The sequence below is a fragment of the Amycolatopsis sp. cg9 genome, assembly GCF_041346945.1.
In the GTDB taxonomy this organism is placed as follows: Bacteria; Actinomycetota; Actinomycetes; order Mycobacteriales; family Pseudonocardiaceae; genus Amycolatopsis.
Map to the genome: position 1 here is coordinate 1 of NZ_CP166851.1, position 21,081 is coordinate 21,081.

Annotated in this window: 23 protein-coding genes; all 23 read right to left on the reverse strand. The window is 72.6% G+C overall.

Annotated elements, in window-relative coordinates:
- Nucleotides 1-216 precede the first annotated feature (216 nt).
- Nucleotides 217-504, reverse strand: a complete 288-nt coding sequence (locus AB5J73_RS47635; protein WP_370973602.1) for a hypothetical protein — start codon at nucleotides 502-504, stop codon at nucleotides 217-219.
- Between the two features lie 93 nt (nucleotides 505-597).
- On the reverse strand, nucleotides 598-1,230 hold the full coding sequence (locus AB5J73_RS47640; RefSeq protein ID WP_370973603.1) for a hypothetical protein: 633 nt from the start codon (nucleotides 1,228-1,230) through the stop codon (nucleotides 598-600).
- Between the two features lie 386 nt (nucleotides 1,231-1,616).
- The gene (locus AB5J73_RS47645) at nucleotides 1,617-1,922 is read right to left on the reverse strand and encodes a hypothetical protein (RefSeq protein ID WP_370973605.1); all 306 of its coding nucleotides are present in this window, start codon (nucleotides 1,920-1,922) and stop codon (nucleotides 1,617-1,619) included.
- A 207-nt stretch (nucleotides 1,923-2,129) separates the two neighbouring features.
- Nucleotides 2,130-3,206 (reverse strand): AAA family ATPase, encoded by a 1,077-nt coding sequence (locus tag AB5J73_RS47650; protein WP_370973607.1) that lies wholly within the window; start codon nucleotides 3,204-3,206, stop codon nucleotides 2,130-2,132.
- Nucleotides 3,207-3,334: 128 nt separating this feature from the next.
- Nucleotides 3,335-3,985, reverse strand: coding sequence for a hypothetical protein (locus tag AB5J73_RS47655; RefSeq protein ID WP_370973609.1), 651 nt, complete (start codon nucleotides 3,983-3,985; stop codon nucleotides 3,335-3,337).
- Between the two features lie 28 nt (nucleotides 3,986-4,013).
- Nucleotides 4,014-4,865, reverse strand: coding sequence for a hypothetical protein (locus AB5J73_RS47660; RefSeq protein ID WP_370973611.1), 852 nt, complete (start codon nucleotides 4,863-4,865; stop codon nucleotides 4,014-4,016).
- Nucleotides 4,866-4,994: 129 nt separating this feature from the next.
- Nucleotides 4,995-5,732 (reverse strand): hypothetical protein, encoded by a 738-nt coding sequence (locus AB5J73_RS47665; protein WP_370973613.1) that lies wholly within the window; start codon nucleotides 5,730-5,732, stop codon nucleotides 4,995-4,997.
- A 313-nt stretch (nucleotides 5,733-6,045) separates the two neighbouring features.
- Nucleotides 6,046-6,375, reverse strand: a complete 330-nt coding sequence (locus tag AB5J73_RS47670; RefSeq protein ID WP_370973615.1) for a DUF4326 domain-containing protein — start codon at nucleotides 6,373-6,375, stop codon at nucleotides 6,046-6,048.
- 272 nt (nucleotides 6,376-6,647) lie between these two features.
- On the reverse strand, nucleotides 6,648-7,307 hold the full coding sequence (locus AB5J73_RS47675) for a hypothetical protein (protein ID WP_370973617.1): 660 nt from the start codon (nucleotides 7,305-7,307) through the stop codon (nucleotides 6,648-6,650).
- 229 nt (nucleotides 7,308-7,536) lie between these two features.
- On the reverse strand, nucleotides 7,537-8,091 hold the full coding sequence (locus AB5J73_RS47680) for a hypothetical protein (RefSeq protein ID WP_370973619.1): 555 nt from the start codon (nucleotides 8,089-8,091) through the stop codon (nucleotides 7,537-7,539).
- Complete coding sequence (locus AB5J73_RS47685) at nucleotides 8,091-9,572, reverse strand: ATP-binding protein (RefSeq protein ID WP_370973621.1); 1,482 nt, start codon at nucleotides 9,570-9,572, stop codon at nucleotides 8,091-8,093. The genes AB5J73_RS47680 and AB5J73_RS47685 overlap by 1 nt, the downstream gene beginning before the upstream one ends.
- A gap of 52 nt (nucleotides 9,573-9,624) precedes the next feature.
- Nucleotides 9,625-9,939 carry a hypothetical protein gene (locus tag AB5J73_RS47690; RefSeq protein WP_370973623.1) on the reverse strand — a complete coding sequence of 105 codons (315 nt, stop codon included), beginning with the start codon at nucleotides 9,937-9,939 and terminating at the stop codon, nucleotides 9,625-9,627.
- A gap of 89 nt (nucleotides 9,940-10,028) precedes the next feature.
- Nucleotides 10,029-10,421, reverse strand: coding sequence for a hypothetical protein (locus AB5J73_RS47695; RefSeq protein ID WP_370973625.1), 393 nt, complete (start codon nucleotides 10,419-10,421; stop codon nucleotides 10,029-10,031).
- Between the two features lie 204 nt (nucleotides 10,422-10,625).
- Complete coding sequence (locus tag AB5J73_RS47700; protein WP_370973626.1) at nucleotides 10,626-11,303, reverse strand: hypothetical protein; 678 nt, start codon at nucleotides 11,301-11,303, stop codon at nucleotides 10,626-10,628.
- A 101-nt stretch (nucleotides 11,304-11,404) separates the two neighbouring features.
- Nucleotides 11,405-13,279: a hypothetical protein gene (locus AB5J73_RS47705; protein WP_370973628.1), complete on the reverse strand. Its 1,875-nt coding sequence runs from the start codon at nucleotides 13,277-13,279 to the stop codon at nucleotides 11,405-11,407.
- 242 nt (nucleotides 13,280-13,521) lie between these two features.
- Nucleotides 13,522-14,415: a hypothetical protein gene (locus AB5J73_RS47710; RefSeq protein ID WP_370973630.1), complete on the reverse strand. Its 894-nt coding sequence runs from the start codon at nucleotides 14,413-14,415 to the stop codon at nucleotides 13,522-13,524.
- A gap of 98 nt (nucleotides 14,416-14,513) precedes the next feature.
- Entirely contained in the window at nucleotides 14,514-15,212 is a 699-nt protein-coding gene (locus AB5J73_RS47715; protein WP_370973632.1) for a DUF3145 family protein, read from the reverse strand.
- A gap of 47 nt (nucleotides 15,213-15,259) precedes the next feature.
- Complete coding sequence (locus AB5J73_RS47720; protein WP_370973633.1) at nucleotides 15,260-16,663, reverse strand: hypothetical protein; 1,404 nt, start codon at nucleotides 16,661-16,663, stop codon at nucleotides 15,260-15,262.
- 176 nt (nucleotides 16,664-16,839) lie between these two features.
- Nucleotides 16,840-17,721: a hypothetical protein gene (locus tag AB5J73_RS47725; RefSeq protein WP_370973634.1), complete on the reverse strand. Its 882-nt coding sequence runs from the start codon at nucleotides 17,719-17,721 to the stop codon at nucleotides 16,840-16,842.
- 136 nt (nucleotides 17,722-17,857) lie between these two features.
- Complete coding sequence (locus tag AB5J73_RS47730; RefSeq protein WP_370973636.1) at nucleotides 17,858-18,235, reverse strand: hypothetical protein; 378 nt, start codon at nucleotides 18,233-18,235, stop codon at nucleotides 17,858-17,860.
- Between the two features lie 107 nt (nucleotides 18,236-18,342).
- Nucleotides 18,343-18,771 (reverse strand): hypothetical protein, encoded by a 429-nt coding sequence (locus AB5J73_RS47735; RefSeq protein WP_370973637.1) that lies wholly within the window; start codon nucleotides 18,769-18,771, stop codon nucleotides 18,343-18,345.
- Nucleotides 18,772-19,134: 363 nt separating this feature from the next.
- Nucleotides 19,135-20,331, reverse strand: a complete 1,197-nt coding sequence (locus tag AB5J73_RS47740; protein ID WP_370973975.1) for an MFS transporter — start codon at nucleotides 20,329-20,331, stop codon at nucleotides 19,135-19,137.
- Nucleotides 20,332-20,345: 14 nt separating this feature from the next.
- Complete coding sequence (locus AB5J73_RS47745; RefSeq protein ID WP_370973639.1) at nucleotides 20,346-21,068, reverse strand: L,D-transpeptidase family protein; 723 nt, start codon at nucleotides 21,066-21,068, stop codon at nucleotides 20,346-20,348.
- Nucleotides 21,069-21,081 lie beyond the last annotated feature (13 nt).

Below are 21,081 nucleotides of genomic sequence, written 5' to 3' on the forward strand. Positions count from 1 at the left end.
GGGCGGCGGCCAGCAGCTGCTCGGCCACGACGTTGTCCGGTTTGGCCTCGGCGAGCGCGGCCAGTGCGAGCCAGGCCCGGTCGGCCAGCACGCCCACTTGGCGGCGGAAGTCGGCGCGCGAGCGCGCCGACAGGGTCGTTGGAGGCATAGGTGCTCCCGTTCACTCGGTTTCGGTGGGCCGCGCACCGGGGGTGGTCAGTCCCCGGTGCGCGTGGATCACCGCCCGGCGGGCGGCCCGCAGTGCGTGCGTTCGGCGATGCGGTCGCCGATGCGGTCGCCGATGTGGTCGACGGCGTGGACGACGGCCTCGTTGACGTCGTGCTGCACCGCCCGGCCGACGTTGTTGAGGGCGGTGACCAGCACGAACGCCGCGGCGACGACGGCCGCGGACACGAGCACGGTCAGCAGGCCGGCGACGACGCGGCGGCGGCGCGGCGGCGGGGAGAACAGCTCCGGGTAGCGCGGCGGGTAGTGCGGCGTGTCGTCGCGGTCGGTTTCGGGCATGACGGCGTCCTTGTCGTGAGCTGGGACAGGGGAAGAGGCGGCGGGTGTGCCCGGCTGCGCGGGTTGCGGCCAGACCGGGCACACCCGCGGGGATCAGCCGAGAGAGACGACGGCGATGCGGTCCCGCAGCTCGGGCGGGAGACCGAGCGCGCGCACGACGGCCTCCGTCAGGGCCTCCGCCCTGATCTGGGCGAGTTGATCGAGCAGGTGGGTGAACCAGCTCTGGAAGTTCTCGCCCAGGGGCGCCGGCGTGTCGTCGTCGTCCGCGACGCCGGTGATCAGGCAATGACCGTGGATCTCCGGCAGGGTGCCGGCGGCGAGCAGGACGCGCGCGTGGTCGCGTTCGGTGTCGCTGGCGATGTAGTGGCCGTCGCGGACGTCGGCGAGCAGGTGGTGCAGGAACTTGGTCGCCCCGACGTTGAGCGGCTGGTGGGCGACGCTGTTGCCGCCGACCCAGAAGCTCACCCGGCGCAGGTGGCTGATCCGGTCGACGAACGGGTCGCCGATCCGATCGGCGATCGCGGTGTACGGGTCGGTGGCGCTGATCGCGATCGGGCCGGGACCGGTCATGGTCAGCTCGACCGCGGTCATGGCGCCGGGCGAGGGCTTGACCCACCAGGGGTGGGCGGGTTCGCCGGTGGCGCTCCAGCTGGCCGCGTCCGCGGTGAGGGCGTCGATCTGCTCGATGACGTCGTCGACGCGGTCGTGATGGCCGTGCTCGTTCATGCGGTGTCCCTCCGTGAGATCCCTGGCCAAGGCCGGGAATCGCCGTGAACTGGCTGCGCCCCTGCGGATCCCGGAGGTGGTGTCGTGCTCCGGGCGGGGCGCTTGCCGTTCGGCCGGCGCAGGTGGCCGGGTCAAACCGCGGTGGCGGGGACGGGCCGCTGCCCGACCGGAGGGAGGGGTGGCAGCGGCCCGTTCCCGCGCGGTTTGACGCGGACGCCGGAGTCGGCCAGCGTGCGCCCGCGCCGCCCGGTGCACGGCGCCCCGATCGACTCCTCTCTCGTCTCGACCCACCCGGATGTGGTGGTCGTTTCTGGCGCGGGACAACAAAAAACCCCGTGCCGCGAGCGCGACCGGGGACGTGGGGATGCTGTTGGACGGGCGAGAGGTCAGTCGTCGAGCAGGGAGCCCAGCACCGTGGCGGCGGCCTTGGCCTGGAGCAGCTGGCGCGAGAGCAGTCGCTTCGCGCGGAACTCCTCGGCGATCCACTCGGCGAACCGCTGTGGGCAGTGCTCGGCCGCGGCTTCCATCCAGCCGTAGCGGTCGCCGTCGCCGGTGGCGTCCTGGACTTCCTCGTGCAACAGCGCGTGGAACTGCGCCGGGTCGCCGTAGCTGCTCAGCGGCTGGCTCCAGCCGGTGATGCAGTCGGTGCAGCCGCAGCCGACCGGGTCGATGCGGTGCGGATTGCCGATCATCGACACATACCTCCTGACCTGCGAGGGGAGTAATCGGGAACTGAACCCGCACGGCGCGCGCGAGTAATCGGGAACTGAACTGCGGGGGCGGGGAGTAATCGGCGAGTGAACGCGGGCCGTGGGTTCAGCGGTGCCGCGTCGCGTTCGCCGCCGCAGCGAGCGGGCGGGAACGCCGGGGGCTCGCCCGGTGGCCGGGTGCCGGGGTGATCAGAAGTCGATCTGCGGTTTCCTGGCCCGGTTGAGCACGACGGAGGTGATGGCGGGCAGTTCGCCGTCCTGGGCTTTCTGGCTGTCGCTGCGCATGTCGACGACCTCGAACTTCTGGAGGCGGTAGCCGCCGCTGCTCGATACGGCATCCCGCATGTGGAAGCGGAGGCTCACGTCGAGGTCGTAGTCGTTGATCGCCTGCAAGCTGTCGCTGTCGAACAGGTCGACGGGACCGGTGATGACGTCGGCGTCGCCGTCCTCCCAGGTGATCCGGGCTTCGACGACGGAGTTGCGGCGGTCGGTGCGCTTGATGTTGAGGTCGCCGATGAACTGGGCGAACGGTTCTCCGCGACGTAGCTCGAACGCGATGCTCCTCAGGTGATCGAAGTTCAGGTCGTACTTCCTGGCGAACTCGATGACCTCGTCGACCTGGTCGTCGGCGATACCGGGCACCTGGTCGCGCAGGTAGGTGGCGACGGTCTCGGGGTCGGGGTAGGCGAATCGCATGTGGTAGTGGGCGCGGCCGGGACGGTTGAGCATGAACTCCGAGACCCGGTTCAAGTGGTTCACCGACAGGACGTAGAGCCGTTTGGTCGTGCTGGTTCCGTCGAACAGGGACAGGAACTGGTTCTGCGCGTCGTCGTCGCCGTTGTTGCCGAAGACCTTCTCGAACTCGTCGAACACGAGGAGGGCGCCGCCGAGTTCGTCCAGGAAGGACGCCAGCCCTGGCGTCGAGTGCTGGACGAGGACCGTCGGCAGCTCCAGCACCTCGCGGGCCTGTTCGGCGAGCATGCGGATCATCAACGACTTGCCCATGCCCTTGTCCCCGGACAAGATCACGCCCAGGGACCGGTCCATGTCCTTGTAGGCCCGCACGATGCGATCCACGCGCTGCGCGTGGGAGCCGTAGACGGTTTCCCCGCCGGAGGTGAGCGGAGCGACCTCGCGAAGGCTGTATCCGGACAGCTTGTCGAACACGATGGAGTAGGTCGCCACCGGCAACTCGGTGTAGGTCTGCACGGAGCTGCCGTAGAAGCGGAACTGGCCGCCCGAGGCGACGATGGTGGACGCGGGCATGGGGTGCTCACTTTCGCTGGAGTGGTGAACGGTTGGTGGTGCAGCGGAAACACCGCGACCCGGCCTCCGCCCGGCAGAACAGCGGACAGTGACCGGGTCGCGGACATGGGCGATCCGAGTGCCGGTAATCAGCTCGGCGCCGGGCCGGGAGCTGGGCGGCTGGCCGGTTCGGGCCAGCGGTAAGGGCGGCGGTGCGCGGAGTCGCGCCGGCACACCCAGCCGACCGGGGCCAGCCTCATCGGCCAGGCGCAGCAGGACGGCAGGTCGAAAGGGCCGGGGGACGGGCAGGACGGCCGCCGGTGCAACGAGTCGGCGGGGTGGGGTTCTCCGCTGGTCAGCGTGTCGGCCCAGTCCAGGCCGCGGGCGACGGTGATGGTCTGGCGGCCGCAGGCCGGGCAGGCGCAGCCGCGGCCGCAGCGGCAGGACGGCATCCGGGCGATGCCGCCGTTGCCGTCCGGCTCGGCGACGGCGGCGTACTGCGAGGGAAGCGGGTAGGGGCTCGGGTCGCGGGGCGGCAGCTGGTAGGTGTCGGCCCACAGCTGGCCGGTCGCTGGGGTGGTGAAGATCGACGCCTCGGTCAGCGCGACCGCGGGGACGGTGCGTCCGTCGAAGCGGTAGCGGGCGCCGTCCTCGTCGTAGATGAGCGCGCGCCGGTCGGCGGTGACCTCGACGGTGCGCAGCTTGCCGATCAGCGGCCGCAGCACGGGCCGGTCGCTGTAGCCGATCTCGACGGTCACCCGGTCTCCGGGCGTGATCGTCGTGCGGGTCCACGCGGGCATGGCGACGTCCTCCTCGATCGGTCGTGGGTCAGGGAATCGGCGGGAGCGGGAGCGGTCGGTCGGGCTTGGGGTAGCGGCGGGGGGCCATGCCGATGGCGGTGCGGGTGCGCTCGCCGCGGGTCCGGCCGATGCGCAGGGCGTAGCGGTGGTTGCCGGGATGGCGGACGCGGTGGCAGCCGATCTCCCGCAGCGCGACGCGCAGCCAGTGGCGGGGATCGGCGTCGGGTTCCGGCGGGGTGGCGCCGAGACCGACCAGGCGGGCGATGACGCCGGCGGCGCCGGTCTCGCGGCCGGTGACCTTGGCCTGGGCGCGGGCGGTGAGCACCGTCGCGTCGGGCAGCAGGGTGAGGGTGCGCGGGGTGGATCGGCCCAGGTACGCGAAATTCAGGGCCTGGTAGACGATTCCGCAGTGGCCGGGCTTGATCAGCTCCGATCCGCGCCACCGCTCGACCGGATCGGAGAAGGCGACCAGGCCGCGCACGCCACGTTCGGCGGCGAGGTCGAACGACCGTGCGCAGAACCAGGATTCGCCGTTGCTCGGCACCGAGTCGGCCAGGCACAGCCGGGAGATCTCGATGGACTCGTAGTGCGGGGTCAGCGCGGGGAACACGCCGGTGAGGACCCGGTTGCTCATCGGCACGCCCATGGCGAGCACGCCGACCAGTTGGGGTTCACCGGTAGGCGTGCGGGTGTCGAACAGCCCGGTGCGCAGCCGCACCACGGGCCAGGTGGACGAGTAGTGGTGGCGCAGTGTCCAGGCGCGGGCGCGATCCTCGGTCAGCTCGTCGACGACGTAGCGGTCGGGATCGAAGCCGCCGTCGGCGACCGGACGCCAGCGGGGCAGGCCATCGCGCCACCGCTGGGTCACGGTGATGGCCATGACGGGTGGTCTCCTACGAAATCGCAGTTCAAGGTGGGTTTCCGGGCATCGCCGGGAGCGCAGCGGACTGGGATGTCTGGTCCGCTGCGCGGTGGCGGGGTAGGCCAGGACGGTGCGGCGTCCGAGGGGCTACTCGGGCGCGGACTGGGGCGCCGCGGCGGTCCGCAGGTGGGGTTGGAGCAGAGCGCGGACCAGCGCGGCGGCCGGCGGAGTCAGCCGGGCCTCGGCCTGTTCGATCACGTCGTAGACGCCGTCCGGATCGGTGAGCGCGCCGGACGGCAGGGTGATGCAGCGGTCGGTGGACACCGGACGTCCGTTGACGAACACCGCGACCCCGATGCTCTGCTCGGCTCCGGGGTCGGTGACGACGTCCACGATCGGGTCGGCGGTTCGCCGGTCGGCGTAGTCGGCCAGGGCTCGGCGGATGCCGCGGATGTGGCAGTCCGGGTCGAAGTCGCGGTGCGCATGCCCGAGCAGGAGGTAGTCGGTGATCGTGGCCGGGACGTCCGGGCCGGGCTCGGTGGCGGCCAGCTCGTCGAGCACGGCCGCGTGCGCGGCCAGCCACTCCGTCGCCTGCTCGTCGGTCAGGGCGGTCCAGCAGTTCGTGAGCGCGTAGCGGCCCTGCTCGTCGGGGTAGACCAGGCGCGGCTGTCCCTGCGGGTCCTCGTCCCACGGGTCGTCCTCGATGGCCAGCGTCGGGAGGCCGTTCGGGTCGGCGTGCCAGGTGAACTTGACCTGCGCGCTGCCGTAGTGGGCTTCCAGGACGACGCCAATCCACCGGGCGATGGCGAAGCTGACCACGAACGGCTGCTCGACCAGGAGTCCGATCTTGTCCGCCCACGCAACGCTGTCGGGGTCGGGGTCCATCAGGATTCCGGGGAACGCTGGCCCGAAACCCAAGTGGGCCAGTGCTTCCTTCCCTTCCGCGGCGTGGGGCTCGTTGCGGGCGGGTTCGTCTTCACTGTGGGAGGTAAGGGAAATTGCCACGTGCGCTCCTGGTGGGCCGAGGTGCTGCTCCGCCGGGCGGTGGAGCGCGGCCCGTGGGCGCGGCCAGGCGCGTGGGGGCAAGCCTGCTGTTGGCTTGCCCCCACGCGGCTGGCCGTGCAGGGTCGTCGCGTTCCACCGCCGGGCAGAGCGCGGCGGGCTGGAGCTCCGTCTGGTCCCGCCGCGCCCTGCGCGCTCAGAACGGCGCCATGGCGGCGGTACGGCCGCCGTCGAGCCGCGGCGCGTTGCCCCAGGGGCTGGGTACGGGCACGCGAGCCGCCAGCCGCGCCAGGACCTCGCCGTGGCAGGAGCGCGGGGCGCACCAGCAGCCGAGCGTCTTGTCGGCCAGCTCGCCGAGCGCGGACATCAGGTGCGGTTGGTCGAGCAGCCACTGCTCGTAGAGGTCGATCACCTCGTCGCGGCTGCCGTCGATGCCGATCTGGAAGGGGTTGCCCCACTTCGAGCCGCGGCCGATGTAGACGTCGTAGCGGGCCTGCTTGCAGTGGACGACCAGCGGATGTGCCACGTGCGCTCCTTCTCGTGAGACCTCGGATCGCTCGCCTGGCGCCGGAACATCGCCGGGCGGGTTCAGCCGCGGGGGCTGGTGATCCGCGTGCCGGGGATCAGGCCGCGGCCGGGCCCGAAGGGGCGGCGGGGGTGGCGGCCCGTGCTGTTCGGGCCGCCACCATCGGCGCGGACCCGGCCTGGGTCTGATCGGCTTCGCGCGGATCGACGGGCCCTGGCTGGACTCGGTCGGCACGTCACGCGCGTCGGCGCGTGCGGTGGATCATTCGGTGGTCAGACCTCGATGAGGAGCTGTCCGGCCGGGGCGTAGACGCAGTCGACCTCGTTGCCGTGGTGGCGGCCGTCGCAGTCGATGGCGCCCAGGCGGCGGTCGGGCATGGCGAGCTTGCTGCGGAGGAACTGCTCGTGCTCGTCCATGGCCCGCTTCTTCAGGGCTTCGTAGTGCGTGCGCGCTTCGGCGAAGTCGTCGATGTCGGGCAGGCCCGCGGTGTTCCACAGCCGCAGGTACAGCCCGGCGCCGGCGGAGGTGAGTGGCGCCACCAGGCTCGTGTTGCGCAGCGCGCAGCAGCCTTCGGCGGCGGTGCCCGGCCGGGTGTCCTCGCCGGCGGCGACGCGGTCGAGGATTTCGCGGCAGTGCGACCGGTAGATCATCTCGCTGGCCATCCGCTCCAGGCCGGGGTTGGGCTGGAGCAGCGAGAAGCTGTGCCAGATCCGGTCGGCCTGCTGCGGGTGTCGGGCCTGTGCGGCGGCGATTTCCTCTTCGGCCCACTCCATGCGCTCGAACGCGCCGGCCATGACCGCGAAGATCCCCTTGGCATCTTCACCGAGGAGGCGTTCGGCGGCGGTGATCAGGTCGGGGGACAGGGTGGTGTCCGGCTCGGCGGGCACGGCGACGGTGGTGTCGGCGCTGGGGACGAGGTCGGTCGCGGTCATCGCGGAAGGTCCTTCCGGTGCGGGAATGGGTCTGCCCGCCGCCCGGTCCGGTCGGTGCCGTACGCCCCGGGCGGTGGGGCGCACTCGTTGCGCGCCGGCCGCGGGGAAAGGGGTCCAGCCGGTGCTTTTCCGGCTGGACCCCGGCCCGCGGCCGGGGCAGAGTGCGGCCGCCCCACCGCCCGGGGTACGGCGCCGTGTTCTCTCGTTCTTCCTGTTCAGCGCCGTTTCGTCAGCGCAGGCGCCACTGCTGGTCGTCGGTGTCGGTGATCTCGTCGTCGTAGAGCCAGGCCGCGAGCAGCGGCCGCAGCGGCTCGGCGATCGCCCGGTCGATCTGGGCCAGCGGCACCCCGCTGTGGCGCTGGCTCTTGTGGTGGGCCCAGGCGGTGAGCACGCCGGTCAGCGCGTCGACCAGCGCGCGGGTGGGCGTGCCCGGCTGGTAGTCGGCTTCGAGCTCGGCCAGGAGCCGTTCGGTGTCCGTCAGCGGCGTCCGCACCTGGTAGCGGTGCAGGTAGGGCAGGGTGATCTCGACGGTCGTTCCTGGCTGCCGTCCGGCGAGCACGACCCGGTTGTTGCCGCCGTCGCCGCCGCACTGCACGACCCAGGCGGTGCTCCAGCGGGTCCAGACGCGGGTGATGCCCTTCATCAGCAGCTCGGGCCGGACCCGGACTTCTCGTTCGAACTCCTTGCGCAGGCCGTGCCCGATGAGGGCGTCGCCGAGGTCGCCGGTGTCGCGCACGTACAGCTCGCTGTAGGGCGGGATGAACGCCGACTGCGGTCCGGGCATCACCGCACCTCCGCTTCGGTGGGGCCGATGTCGACCGCGTTGCGCAGGGCCAGGGCCTGCTCGATGTGGTGGCGGCCGGGTTCGTCGGCGCCGTCGAGGTCGGCGACGGTCCACGCCAGCCTCAGAGCGATGTCCGCGCCGCGGCCGGACAGAGCCCCGGTGTCCTGCGCGTGGCGGACCCGGTCGGCCACCGCGGCGGTGCCCGCGACGGCGTGCAGCACCGCGTGCGGCACGCTCGCGTTGGTCACGCCCGGTCCCTGTCCGGCCCGGCTCCAGCGGGCCGCGGCGCGGGCGCGGGCGGTGGCGACGTCGGCGCGGGCCCGCTTCAGCAGCCGGGTGACGCGGGCGTGGTCATGGGCGTCGGGCTTCGGGTGCAGGGCGGTGTGGCGGGCGATGGTCTGGATGTCGATCGCGTCGCGCAACGCCGGTGCCATCTGCCATCGCCGCGGGGCCGAGGTGCGGATGCTCGTGGCGATCAGCTGGAGCCCGGACGGGAAGCGGTGGGTGCGCCCGTCGTGGGAGAGGCGGACTTCCCGCTCGATCAGCACGCCGCGCAGCGCTTCCTGTGCGGCGGCGCCGAACTCGTCGAGCTCGGGGGCGAACAGCACGCCGTGGTGGGCCTGGCTCAGCAGGCCGGGCTGGGGGCCTCCCAGCAGCGACGCGATCGGGTCGCTGTGATGGGTGACGACCAGCGGCGGTGTGGACACCAGGGCGGCGCCGTCCTCGCGCGGGCCGAGCAGGGACTGGATCGCGGCCAGCTCGAGCTGCTGCTGCGGGGTGAGGTCGGGTACCAAGGCGTGCAGCCAGGAGGCGACGGCCGCGGTGCCCGCGTCGGTGCCGAAGCCGCACAGCAGGTGGTGGCCGCCGGCGGCGGCGATCGTGACCACGCGCTGGGCAGTCGCGGTCAGCGCGCTCATCGGCGCGGGCTGACGTGCGGCAACCGGTCCGGCCGGCACGCTCAGCCGGTGCAGGGCCGCGTCGTCGCCACGCAGCCAGTCGGCGATCTCGGCGAGGGTGTGGGCGCCGAGCACGTCGAGCCCGTCGACCAGTGCAGCCTGGCCGAGCGAGGCCGCGGGCACGATGACCCGGCGGATGCCGTGGGCGTAGGCGGCCTGCGCGGCGGGCAGCACGCCCAAAGTCGGGCGGAGGCTGCCGTCCAGGCCGACCTCGCCGAGCACCGCGGTGCTGGCCAGCCGCTGCGGCACGACGTCGAGGGTGGCGGCCAGCACGGCGACGGCCACGGCGGCGGCCTCGGGCTGCGCGGACGCCGGCGGGATCCGCACCTCGACGTGGGGGCGCGGGTCGCCGTGGCGCGGGCGGGAGTTGGCCAGGGCCGCGTGGACCCGGTCGTGCAGCTCCCGGTTGGCACTCTGGTGCCCGGTGACCAGGGTGATTCCGGGCGGTCCGTCGACGGCGGCGGCGGTGAGGGTGAGCGGGTGGCCGGTCAGGCCGTGCACGGCCACGGTCGAGATGGTGGTCATGGCGAGGCTCCCTTCGGGGGCGACGATGGGGTGCTGAACAGCGCAGTCGGGGTCAGGCGCGGGCGATGGCGAGGAAGCCGGGCCCGCCGTACTTGCCGTCGACCGGGCGGTAGCAGCCGCGGCACACGACGCCGGTGGGCGACTCGGAGCCCTTGCCGCTGGCGTGGCAGCACGGGGTGAGCGGGATCAGGTACTCGGAGCCGTCGTCGTGCCGGATCGGGTTCTCGGTGTCGCCGAGCGGGACCAGCAGGTCGCCGTCGGCGTCGATGCCGCGTACGCGGCCGGCGATCACGGCGTGGACCGTCACGTGCTGGCCGTCGGCGAGGGTGAGCTCGACGGTGTCGGCGGGATTGGTGGGGCGGGGCATGGGGTCGTCACCTTTCGGGCCTGGGTGTGCGGGAACAGCGCGGCCGCCGGTCACCGTGGGTCGGGTGACCGGCGGCCGCGGGATCGTGGTCAGCCGGGGAGGGAGGCGGCGTAGCGCATGGCGGCGACGTCGATGTCGATGCCGCCCCCGTTCATGGCGACGGGCTGGATGCCGCGTCCGGCGAGCAGGCCGGCTTCTTGGGGATCAGCGGCGTAGTCCCAGCCCTCGCGGGCGCGGACCTCGGCGTGGATGTGGTCGTGGCCGTGTTCGCAGGTGTAGCCGCGGCCGTCGGGCAGGGCCCAGGCCAGCCCGCCGCATTCGAGGGCGTACTGCTCGCCGTCGTCGGGGTGGACGTGCATGGTCAGCCAGTCGCAGGCCCAGACCTCCTCGGCCAGGAAGCAGGCGCGGACCGCGGCGACGCTGGCGTGCGCGACCGGCTCTCCGTCGGAGTGACGGCGGCGGTTTCCGCAGATCACAGACATGGACTCTCCCGTCGGGGGTGGCGCGTGGACGGGTTGGTCGCAGCGGGAGCGGCACCGGGCGGAGGGGGCGGAGCTCGCGCAGCGACGCCGTAGGCGCCCCGGAGCCCGGTGCTGCTTCTGCTGGCATGGACCCGTCCGCGCGGCACCGGCGGGCAGTCCCAAGCCGGAGCAGGACGTTGAAGCAGGGCCGGGTCTGCGGCGGTCCTACGCGGGCGTCCCCGAGTCGACGATCTGGCCGCGCCGAATCCGCTCGGGCCTGTCACTGGGCCAGCCGGGAGCGTCACGCCACACCTCGTCGCGCACCAGCTGGCGAACCGGCCGGCGCAACCGGACCGGCACGGTGTCCGGGCCGTACGACGCTTCCTCGCGGAGCTGGTACCGCGCTAGGTACATCACTTCGACGCGGCAGTTGTTGAAGAACGTGCGGTGTTCGGTGGCGAACAGACGGGCGGCGTCGAGGTCGGTGAAGGCTTCGACGAAGCCGCCACCGCCGCGGCATTCGTAGTCGGACTTGGACGACCGTGTCGGGGCCTGGGTGATGACGTTGCGGACGTAGACCTCGACTCGGCCGTGTTCACGGACCGCCTCCTGGGCCGGCCGCTCGGCGGCCGGGTCCGGCGTCGGAAGGCGCGGTTCGCCGTCCGCAGGCGGCGGTGAGTGGAATTCGGGCCCGGTCGTCGGGGCGGCGACTGGTCCCTGGCTGTCGTCGCCGGGGACTGGGCGGAGAAGCCAGTCGAGCAGTTCGTCGGTGGTGCCGGCAGCTGGCTGCATCCGGGCGGTGTCCTTTCTGGCTGAGAGGTGAGGTCGGCAGCCGCGCGGCGAGGTGAATATTCGGCTTGCGGGCGGAGGAAACTTGAATATTCGAATGCCGCGCAGGTTCACGAGGCTCTGTCTGGCCTTACGCGGGCTGATGGGCCGCGGGCAGGAGGCCGGGCCCGCGCTGGGGAACGTCCGCGCGGGCCCGGCCAGGCACGAGGCGGCGTTTACGCCGCGCCGCTGTCGACTTCGGGGGCGTCCTGGTCGACGTCGCCGGAGTCGGCGCCGGCGGGGGCGAGGTGCGGCCACCGCTCGTGGTCGAGTTCTGGGTTGTTGATCAGCTGTTCGATGTGGGAGAGCGGGTAACCCAGCGCTTCCAGCAGCTCGAAGTAGAAGCGTGTGTCGTCGCTGGGGCGCCGCCAGCTCGCGTCGGCGTTGTCGGTGTAGCTCCGGTTCCAGTGCTCCTCGCACGCGCCGATGACCTGGGCGAGGCGGATGAACACGGCCTGGGCCTCGCTGGTGGTCTTCTTGCGCAGCTGTGCCACGAGGGGGTTGGCCTCGCGCTTGTTGCCCTGGGGTTCGGCGAGTTTGAGCAGGGTGCAGGCGTAGCGGTGCGCCGGCGCGGCCTCCTCGAGGAAGTCGGAGGCCAGCACCGGGGCCAGTGCCAGCCAGTGGTGCACGCGGGCCGGGAGGTCGGCGGGCTTCTTCTTCCGCCACCCGGTGAAGAACTTGACCAGCCACTCCCGGCGGCCTGCCTTGGCGTCGCGCCACAGCTTGTTGTTCTCGCCCGCGCGTTTGACCTCCGCGGCCTTGAACGCGGCGCTTTGCTCCGGCCGGGCCACCAGCGCGGCGCGCTGCACGTGTCCGTGCCCGGCGGGGTCGGTGCAGACGTAGACGACGTCGACCGACAGGTCGTAGGGGTCGTTCTCGACGTAGGCGGCGTGGCCGGGGCAGCCGGCGTGCTCCTCGGCGGTCATCGTCTGCTCGGCCTGCTCGTCGGCGAACAGGTCGTCCACGGCGACGACGTCGTCGGCGTCGGGGTCGGCGAGCGGGATTCCGCGGGCCCGAAGCTGCTCCTGCGCGGCTGCGGTCTTCACCGCGACGATGGCGTGGTGGCCGTGTGCCGCGTAGTCCAGGCAGAACTCGGTGACCTCGACCTCCATCCAGTGGTCGACGTCGACGGCCACCGCCCGGCCGGGGCAGTCGGCGTGGGCGGCGGTCTCCAGCGGAGTCGGGTCGTCGCCGATGCAGAGCTCGTCGAGTCGGAGGCTGCCCTCGGGCGGGTTCTGCTCGTCGTCGATGAGGGCGTAGCCCTGCTCGGCGAGCTGCTGTGCCTGCTCGGCCCGCATCGCGCGCCGCCGGCGGTCCTTGCGGACCTGCTCGGCCTTCCACTCGAAGTTGCGCGGGTTGTTGGTCAGGAAGTCCAGCAGTACCTGGTGGTCGTGTTCGTTGTCGGCGAACTCGATCAGCTGACCGAGCTCCAGCAGGTCGAGGTCGGGAAGGGCTTCGCTGGCGGCGCGGATCCGCGGCTGCGCGGCGACTGCGCGTCCGACGCGGACGCGCTCGACCGGGCGGGCCAGTGCCTGGGCGATCTTCTCGTCGTCGTCCATGCCGGCCAGTGCCAGCTGCTCGTAGAGACCGGCCTCCTCGGCCTGGGTGTAGCCCTCGCGGTGGATGTTCTCGATGCCCTGGGCCACCAGCACGTCCTTGCGACTGGTGCCTGGCGCGTGCACGAGGAGCGAGACGGTCAGGTCGGGGTTCTCCACCTCCTTCACCGCGACCGCGGCAGCGCTGCGGTGGAACCCCACCAGGACGTCGGGCTCACCGTCGGGGTCGAGGACGACGTTGATGATCGAGACCTTCGGGTCGACGCCGTGCTCGGCGATCGAGGCCACCAGGTCGGGGCGGCGTTCGCGGATGTTGCCGACGACGCGGGAGTTGCCGCCGGTGCGCAGCCTGCGCGGGTCGACGCCGTGCAGGACGTACGGGTAGGTGACCTGCTCGGCGACGTCGCCGGTTGTCCCGGCGACGTCCACGGTCGTGGTCGTCGCGTCGGTGGCGCCGTCGACGGCGGTGTCGCGTTCGGCGAGGGTCGTGGTCATCGAGTGCCCCAATCGAGGTTTTCGGGCATGGCTCTGCCCTGGCGTGATTGCGGAATGTGTTGGTGCGAAGGGAAAAGCGGCCGTGGCCGGGGCGCTGGGCCGTCGACCTGGTCCGGTGGTGCGCTCGCTGTCGGGCGCTGCCGGGGCCCGGGGTGTCCAGCGCTTTTTGCTGGACACCCCGGGTTCGGTGGCGCACGCTGTGCGGCGCACACCGGGCCCGGCGGCGGGTGCTCGGCCGGTTTTCAGGCGCGGACGAGGGCGGGGGTGTAGTTCTCCGAGGCGCGGATCGCGGCGATGACGTCTTCGCGCCAGCGGATGGCCCAGCGCGGGCAGTTGTTGCAGGGCCCGGCGTGCCGGCAGCCGGGCAGCCGCAGGTCGGTGACCCTCGCCTGCTGGGACCAGGCCAGGCTGTCGGCGGAGACGAAGTGCTGGGCGTAGAGGCGCAGCGCCGAGGTCTTCAGGCCGAAGCCGTGCAGCCGGTATCCGCGGCGGGCGAAGTGGGCGGCGATGACGCCGACCGGTTTCACCGAGCCCCTGCGGCACACCGAGCCAAGCCCGACCTGGCGCTGGGCGGCGAGGTCGACGCCGGCCTTGCGGTACATCGCGTCGTGGCGTTCGTAGTCCTGCGGCGTCCAGCCCTGAAGGACCGGCATCCAGGGTGCGTGCGGGAATTCGCGGGCCAGGTAGAGGTAGGACTCCAGGGTCCATTCCTGGTGCTCGAGCACTGTCGCTCCGGAGCGGGCGACCACGTCCGGTTCGCAGGGATAGTCAAGGGGCGCAACGAATTCCGGGTATCCGCAGTCGGACATGAGCCGGTAGACCATGCCGCCGTAGGTGTCCTCGTTCCAGCGCCAGGTGCCGTGGTCGCGGATCTCGGTGTAGGCGCCGCTGTCGATGGCGTACGGGATGCCGGCGATCGGCATGCCGGGTCCACCGGGGACGTAGGCGGAAAGGGTGTGCGCGGACACGCACAGCGGGACCGGGCTGTGGGCCAGCCACCAGGGGCGATGCGTGCCCAGGAAGAACATGAGCCGCCGTGCCGGGTCGCGCAGCCGCTGCGACTGCGTCCAGGGCGTGATCGTGATGTCGTGCAGCGACGGCCAGCGTCCGCGGGCGGTGGGAGCGTGGACGGGCATCCGGGATCTCCTTCCTGATCAGGGCCGTGGCCGGGCGGCGCGGCCGGACACGGGCGGCAGCCCGGTCGGGCCGCCCGGCCACGGCAGGAAGGGCGGGGTCAGAACTGGAGGTGGATCTGCGCGGTGTCGTCGGTTCCGTCCGCGGGCCGGTAGACGTCGGCGCGCCAGAGCTGGGCGGTCTCGTCCAGCGCCGACCAGTCGTCGACGCGCTGGAATCCGCGCTCGGCCAGCGCCTTGTCGACGTCGGCTGGCGTGGCGGGGGCGGGGAACGCAAGGTCACCGCCGTCCTGGGCGGCCGCGACGACGACCACGTCGCCGTGGCGGCGATCCCAGTGCGTGGCGAACCGCGGCGGCTCGACCACGGGCCCGGCCGGCATGTCGGCGATCGCGGTCAGCCACGGCACGCCGAGCCCCTGCTGGCGGACGTCGTCGGGTTTGCCTTCGAGCTCCAGCACGTGTTTCTGGGGGAGCAGCGGATCGCCGTCGGTGTCGCAGCCCGCGGTGAACAGGCCGAGTTCCGGCACGTAGGTGCAGGTCGTGCCGATCCACTCGTAGGCCGGTTCCTCGTAGACGGTGAACGCGACCTCGGGGGCGTGATTGATCAGCTGGTGCGCCACGTCGGTGGCGCTCGCGCACCGGAATTCGGTGGCGGTGTACCACTCGCCCACGTGCAGGGTCGTGTTGTCCTCGGCGTCGTCGTAGGCCAGGTCGTACTCGGCGAGGGTGTCGAGCACAGTGCGCACGCGGTGCGGTGGGCAGGCGTGGATGGTGGCGGCTCCGGAAGTCCAGTCGCCCATGGCGGGTCATCTCCTCTCGCAGGTTTCTGCGCAGGTCAAAGGGGGTTTCAGGCGGTGAGGTGAAGCTGGGAGGCAGCGGTCCAGGCAGCCGGGAACGCCGGGCCGGTCTTGCTGAGCGCGGTCGCCGGGGCGACGGTGAGGAACTGCTCGGCGGTCGGGGCGCCCTGAGCGAGGCGGTGCGGCTCGCGGCGGCGCAGCCAGGCGCGGGGATGGGCGTCGTCGGCGAACGCCGGATCGCCGACGGTCACGGGCACGCCCGCGCAGCGGGCGCGCTGGTCGAGCCGGGTGTGCATCTGCTCAGCCGGTCCGATGTCGAGGACCCGGACCGAGCGAGCGTGGTTGGCCTTGCCGTCGGTGCGCGGCGAGAGCGTGCGGCGCACGTCGTAGACCGCCCACGGCAGCGCGGCCAGCTGCCGTTCGAACGCGGTGAGGACCGCGGCGGTGCCAGCGGAGGCCCGCAGCAGCGACAGCAGCCGCTGCCCCTTGATCAGGCCCTGCGTGGCGTTCAGGGCGGTGGCGACCCACTCCATCACCAGGGCGAGCACGCCGGCGTCCGGCTCGTCGACGAACCGGGCCACGGTCTCGGCCTGGCCGGCCTTAGTCGCCAGCGCGAACGGGCAGTAGGTGCAGGCGGACTTGACCCAGGACTCGACGCCGAACGTCGCGCGCAGGAACGCTTGGGCGCGGGCGCGGTCCCAGCCGCCGTCCCATTCGCGCAGCGGGTATTCGCCGGTGCGCAGCGCGGTGTTGTAGCGCGCGTCGCGTTCGGCGCGGCGGGCCTCGCCGAGCTCGTAGCCCATGACGTGCCGGTAGGGCCGGCCCTGGGTGAGTTCGCCGATGACCGTGTCCAGCGGCCACGCCTTGAAGTGCTGGCTGCACAGGCGATCGCCGGTGGTCTGCGGAACGAGGGCGCCGTCGAACAGTTCGTGCGCCAGGGTCCAGGCGCCGACCAGGTGCAGCCGGTCGGGACTGCGGGTGTCGGACAGGATGTCGACGCCGTCGGCTTGGCGCGGCCCCCGGCGGGCGACCTGGAGGTAACGCACGCCGTTGGCCGCCATCAGCGGCAGCAGGTGCTGCTCGACCAGGCGGCGGGTGGCCGGCCACTCCTGCCCGGTCATGCCGGTGATCACCGCGAGCTCGTGCAGTTCGAAGTCGCGGCTGGCGGGGTCGGTGAGCCAGCGGGCGAGAATCGCCGAGGAGTCGCAGCCGAGCCCGAACCCCAGCACCACCCGCGGCGGAGGCTCGCCCCGCACCGATGCCAGCGGCTTCGCTGTCGGCGGCGGGGTAGCCGGGCGGAGCAGGCCGAGCGCGGCCTGCGCCTGGTGGACGGCCCGCCGCGCGACTGGTTCGGGAACGCGGTCGCCGAGCGGGTCGCGCAGCGGCGGCAGCAGCGCATCCGGCGAGCCGGTGGACTGCACCGGTGGGCCGGGGCTGATGGTGGACGTGCTCATGGTCGGGTGGCCTCTCGTGCGCGGTTTCGGGGCGCCAGGCACGGCTGGTCGGTCCATGCGGGGCGCGGGAAGGGGCCGGACAGCGCGAAGGCCCGGCGCCGGTTCGCGGAGAACCAGGGCCGGGCCTTCAGGCGCGGTGCGGATGGCCACGGCGGGCCGGAGCCGCAGCGGCGGGGTTAGTCGAGGCGGACGAGGCGGCGGCAGCGGGTGGCCGCGTGCACGGTGCCGGACTCCTCGAGGGAGCCGCGGTTCCACCGCTCGAAGGCCACGACCTTCTGCCGGCGGCGGCAGGTGCACCACCTGGTGCTCTCGACCGCGCCGACGTGGTCGCCGACGAGGATGAAGCTGGCGGTGGGCGTGCCGAACAGGTTCAGGCCGTCGCTGAACGGCACGTCGATGTTGCGGATGTCGGGCGAGTCGAGCTCGGCGGCGAGCCGGGTCCACCGCCGGAGCCGGTCGGTGACCTGGTGCGGTGTGAGCGGGGAGGGCCCGGTCAGGGACACCCACTCCTCGCCGTTGAACATCTGCCAGGAAGCACCCTCGTCGAGGCCGCGGGCGTCGGCGGTGAGCTTGGCGGCCAGCCGCTCGCGATCGGCGCGGCGGGCGATGATCCGGTTCCACATCAGCGGCGCGCCGCGGTACGGCCCCCAGCTGGCGGCCTCGCGCGAGAGGTAGCTGCGGACGAGGAACTGGCCCTTGGTGCGCATCTCGGCGACCAGCTGCGCGGTCTCGGACTCGTTGATGATCTCGTCGAGCACGGTCTCCATGCCCATGAAGCCGGTGTCCATCGGCTCGCCGTCCTGGAGGCTGCGCTGGAGGAACTGCTCGAGCTGGCGGTCGCCGAACCTGGTGTGGTCGTAGGCGTAGAAGGTCGTGGGGCCGCCGCAGCCTTCGTTGGCGATGCGGCCGACGACACCGAGTTCGGGGTGCACGAGTTCGGCGCTGTAGGCGACGCCGCGGCCGGTCTCCAACTCGTTGAACCCGCTGACGGTGAACGCGTACGGGGCTTCGATTCCGGTGTGCGGCCAGCGGATGCGGGATTCGATGATGGTGGGCACAGGTGGTCCTCCGGTGTTCAGGAGACGTCGGGCCGCTGGGTGAAGGGCCCTGGACAGCGCGAAGGCCCGGCGCCGGTTCGCGGGGAACCGGGGCCGGGCCTTCGCCTGGGTGGAAGAGGTGGCGGCGGATGCCAGCTCAGGAGTGGGTGACCTTGCAGGAGCTCAGCGGCACGCCGGGCAGGTCGTAGCTGTCGCGGCCAGCCAGGTGGCCGAACTTCTCCGAGGAGAACGCCAGCGTGTTCGTCGACCCCTTGTCGAGGGTGACGGTGGCGCGCCGCTGACCGCGGCCGCCGCTGGTGATCGTCGTGACGACGCCGGTCAGGCCGTTGAGGTACTGCGGCGAGAGATCCACCAGGGTGACCTTCGCCTGCTCGGTCACCTCGGCCGCGACCTTCTCGCGCAGGACACCGCGGCGCGACTTCGTCGCCTTGGTGATGGCGTCGAGGTCGTTTTCCTCGGCGTGCTCGAGAACGAAGGCGACGACGGCGCGCAGCTCCAGGGTTGCTGTGGACATGCGGAACTCCTTGCGGGACTGGGGGAATCGGGTGCGGTGGTGCCGCGATCACGCGGCACCACCAGCGGTGTCGAGGGCCTTGCTGGGCGGCGACGGCGGCATTGCAGTCAGCAGCTGGCCCAGCCGAAGAACAGCCAGCCGGTCACCTCGGGGCTCGCGGTGATGGAGCTGTTCCCGCCGGCGGCGGGGTCGCCGTGAGCGGCTTCGATCTCGGCGGGCTTGTCGAGCCGCTGTGCGGTGGCGCGGATCGGCGCGCTGGGTGTGTCGCGGGATCCGCCGCACACCGGGATGGCCCCGGCGGGGCCCCACTTGTCGCAGATGCGCTCGTCGTTGTCGCGGATCAGCTTGTCCGCCAGGGCCTCGGCGTCGCTTTCCGAGAGCGGCGGACCGTCGATGACGATGTACTCGTCCTTCTCGGCGACGCTGCCGGTGTAGCCGCCGTGGCCGTAGTCGTACTGGGCCTGCTCGACGGCCGCGCGGAATGCGGCGTCGACGTCGGCGCCTTCGGAGTAGGTGGTGAAGGCTTCTGCGCCCATGGGCGGGTTTCTCCTCGGCTGCTGGTCGTCCAGCGGCAGCCCCGAAGTCCCTGTTCACCGAAGGTGCAGGCGGGTTTGTGCTGCCGCGCCCCGCGGTTCGGCGGGACGCGCTCGGTCGGCGCCGGCGGCGGGAAGGGGGTCAAGCTCGCGGGTGCTGTTCCCGCGGGCTTGACGCCCGACCGGCGGCGGCGCAGCGTGCGCGACGTCCCGCCGGACCGCGGGCGTGGCAGGAGGAGATAGGGAGAGTGGATCGAGGCGCCCGTCGCTTCTGGTCCACAACAGCGGGAGTTCGTGCTGGCTACGCACTTCTGCTGTTCAGCGCCTTGACCTGTGCGGTGTTGGCGACGCGGGATGGGTCCCGATTCAGTGGGACCGGATGGCCGGGCTCGTGCGGGCGGCGCTGAGCGGCAGGCAGCCGGCGAGTGCCAGGGCCGCGGCGGCCATGGGCAGCCAGGTGGGGCCGGCGTGGTCGGTGAGGGCGCCGCCGAGGACACCGCCGATGCCCATGCCGAGGTAGACGATGCCGCCGCCGAGGGACAGCAACAGCGGCGTGGTCCGGTTGTCGCCGAGGTCGGACAGCCATGCGTTCAGCGGCGGGGCCGCCGACCACGCCGCCGCTCCCCACGCGGCAACGACGAGCAGCGTGGTGACGGGATTGGCGGTGGCGGGGTCGAGCAGGAACAGCGCCGCGGCCGCGCTGCCGCTGCCACCGAGCAGGACGGCACGGGGGCCGAACCGGTCGATCAGGTGACCGGCGGCGAGGGTTCCGATGACCGCGCCGAGGCCGTAGGCGGCCAGGTAGACGCCGATCGGCACGCCGCTGCCGCGGTGAGTTCCCAGCAGCAGCGCGAGGTAGGGGTAGACCGCGCCGGTGCTGGTCCAGGTGAGGATGCCGCCGCCCAGGACGCCGGCGACGCCGGGCCTCGCGGCGGCGGCCAGCCGCTCACGCAGGCCCTGCTCGGGCGGGGCGGCGGCGGTCGGGGCGGTGGCCGCGACGACGACCGCCGCGCCGGCGCACAGCGCGGCGATCAGTGCCATGGCGATCCGGAACCCGGCGACGCTGGCGACCGCGGCGGCGCCGGGAACCCCGAGCAGCAGCGACAGGGTCAGCCCGGTCAAGGTGCGGGCGATCGCGGGGGAGCTCCGGGTGGGTGCGACTGTGCGTGCGGCCAGGCCCACCGCGGTGGCGGTGGTCAGCGCCGCGCCCAGAGCGGTCAGCACCCGGCCTGCGACCAGGAGCGTGTAGGTCGGCGCGGCGGCCACGAGGAGGTCTCCGGCGCTGAGGGTGAGCAGGCAGACGGCCAGGAGTTGACGCCGTTCCCAACTGCCGGTGGCGACGGCGAGCAGGGGGCCAGCCAGTCCGCAGATGGCGGCGAACACGGTGGCCAGCTGGGCCGCGACCACGCCGGAGGTGTGCAGTTCGGCGATGAGGGAGGGCAGGAGCCCGGCGACGGCGTGCCCGCTCGTGCCCACGCAGAAGGTGGCCAGAATGGGGCCGGTCAGCGGCGGGATCCGGTGGGCTGCCGTTGCCAGGCCGCGTCGCGTGGGCGCGGTGATCATGGAGATCACGGGCGCTACCGGATGAGCACGGCGGTGCCGGGGGTAGCGCACACGGCCAGCACCGGGACGGCGTCGGGCGGCACAACCACCGATCCGTCGGTGGAGGACAGTCCCTGGGCCGCGCCCGGCCAGGTGTGCAGCCCGACCGCAGCCATCCGGGCACCCCAAGCCAGGTGGGTGCTCATGTGGCTGGCCAGCAGCACAGCGCGATCGACCAAGCCGCGGTCGGGCCGAATCTCGCCGAGGACGAAGGTGCGACCACGTGGGGTCGGGCTGGTGGGGCGTCCGACTCCGGCGGGCCAGGTCACCAGGTTGCGGCCGTGGTGCAGGGTGACCGAGCGCGCTGCGGTGTCGACCGTGATGTGGGTCGGGTGATCGACCGTCTCGACACGGTCGTCCAGGCGCAGCCAGCCGACGGCGCCGTCCGGGCGGACCGGCAGCAGCACTTGTGCCCAGCCGTGTCGCTCGTCGACGACCGGCAGCCAGGTGGGCATGCCGGGATGGGCCTGCACCGGGAGCACGGCGAACGCTTCGCCGCCGGGCACGCGGTGGACCGGGATGGGCGTGCGTGGCCGGAGGCGGACGGGCAGCGGGCGGTCGGGCAGCGCCTGGTCGCGGGGCGCGGACGCGATGGTGGACGACCAGGTCGCCACGGGCAACGCGGGCGGTTGCCGGTCGTCGGGGCGCGGCACGCCCGGCGGGGTGGAGTGTTCGGCCAGGCGCAGGGTTTGGCTCACGGTGGTTCCCCCG

Excerpts from the sequence above, each read along its gene's own strand:
- AB5J73_RS47695 (WP_370973625.1), bottom strand. The coding sequence starts at position 10,421 with ATGTCTGTGATCTGCGGAAACCGCCGCCGTCACTCCGACGGAGAGCCG.
- AB5J73_RS47735 (WP_370973637.1), bottom strand. The coding sequence starts at position 18,771 with ATGGGCGCAGAAGCCTTCACCACCTACTCCGAAGGCGCCGACGTCGAC.
- AB5J73_RS47680 (WP_370973619.1), bottom strand. The coding sequence starts at position 8,091 with ATGCCCGGACCGCAGTCGGCGTTCATCCCGCCCTACAGCGAGCTGTAC.
- AB5J73_RS47715 (WP_370973632.1), bottom strand. The coding sequence starts at position 15,212 with ATGGGCGACTGGACTTCCGGAGCCGCCACCATCCACGCCTGCCCACCG.
- AB5J73_RS47640 (WP_370973603.1), bottom strand. The coding sequence starts at position 1,230 with ATGAACGAGCACGGCCATCACGACCGCGTCGACGACGTCATCGAGCAG.
- AB5J73_RS47685 (WP_370973621.1), bottom strand. The coding sequence starts at position 9,572 with ATGACCACCATCTCGACCGTGGCCGTGCACGGCCTGACCGGCCACCCG.
- AB5J73_RS47655 (WP_370973609.1), bottom strand. The coding sequence starts at position 3,985 with ATGCCCGCGTGGACCCGCACGACGATCACGCCCGGAGACCGGGTGACC.
- AB5J73_RS47690 (WP_370973623.1), bottom strand. The coding sequence starts at position 9,939 with ATGCCCCGCCCCACCAATCCCGCCGACACCGTCGAGCTCACCCTCGCC.
- AB5J73_RS47635 (WP_370973602.1), bottom strand. The coding sequence starts at position 504 with ATGCCCGAAACCGACCGCGACGACACGCCGCACTACCCGCCGCGCTAC.
- AB5J73_RS47665 (WP_370973613.1), bottom strand. The coding sequence starts at position 5,732 with ATGGACCCCGACCCCGACAGCGTTGCGTGGGCGGACAAGATCGGACTC.
- AB5J73_RS47660 (WP_370973611.1), bottom strand. The coding sequence starts at position 4,865 with ATGGCCATCACCGTGACCCAGCGGTGGCGCGATGGCCTGCCCCGCTGG.
- AB5J73_RS47675 (WP_370973617.1), bottom strand. The coding sequence starts at position 7,307 with ATGACCGCGACCGACCTCGTCCCCAGCGCCGACACCACCGTCGCCGTG.
- AB5J73_RS47650 (WP_370973607.1), bottom strand. The coding sequence starts at position 3,206 with ATGCCCGCGTCCACCATCGTCGCCTCGGGCGGCCAGTTCCGCTTCTAC.
- AB5J73_RS47710 (WP_370973630.1), bottom strand. The coding sequence starts at position 14,415 with ATGCCCGTCCACGCTCCCACCGCCCGCGGACGCTGGCCGTCGCTGCAC.
- AB5J73_RS47645 (WP_370973605.1), bottom strand. The coding sequence starts at position 1,922 with ATGATCGGCAATCCGCACCGCATCGACCCGGTCGGCTGCGGCTGCACC.
- AB5J73_RS47705 (WP_370973628.1), bottom strand. The coding sequence starts at position 13,279 with ATGACCACGACCCTCGCCGAACGCGACACCGCCGTCGACGGCGCCACC.
- AB5J73_RS47720 (WP_370973633.1), bottom strand. The coding sequence starts at position 16,663 with ATGAGCACGTCCACCATCAGCCCCGGCCCACCGGTGCAGTCCACCGGC.
- AB5J73_RS47730 (WP_370973636.1), bottom strand. The coding sequence starts at position 18,235 with ATGTCCACAGCAACCCTGGAGCTGCGCGCCGTCGTCGCCTTCGTTCTC.
- AB5J73_RS47740 (WP_370973975.1), bottom strand. The coding sequence starts at position 20,331 with ATGATCACCGCGCCCACGCGACGCGGCCTGGCAACGGCAGCCCACCGG.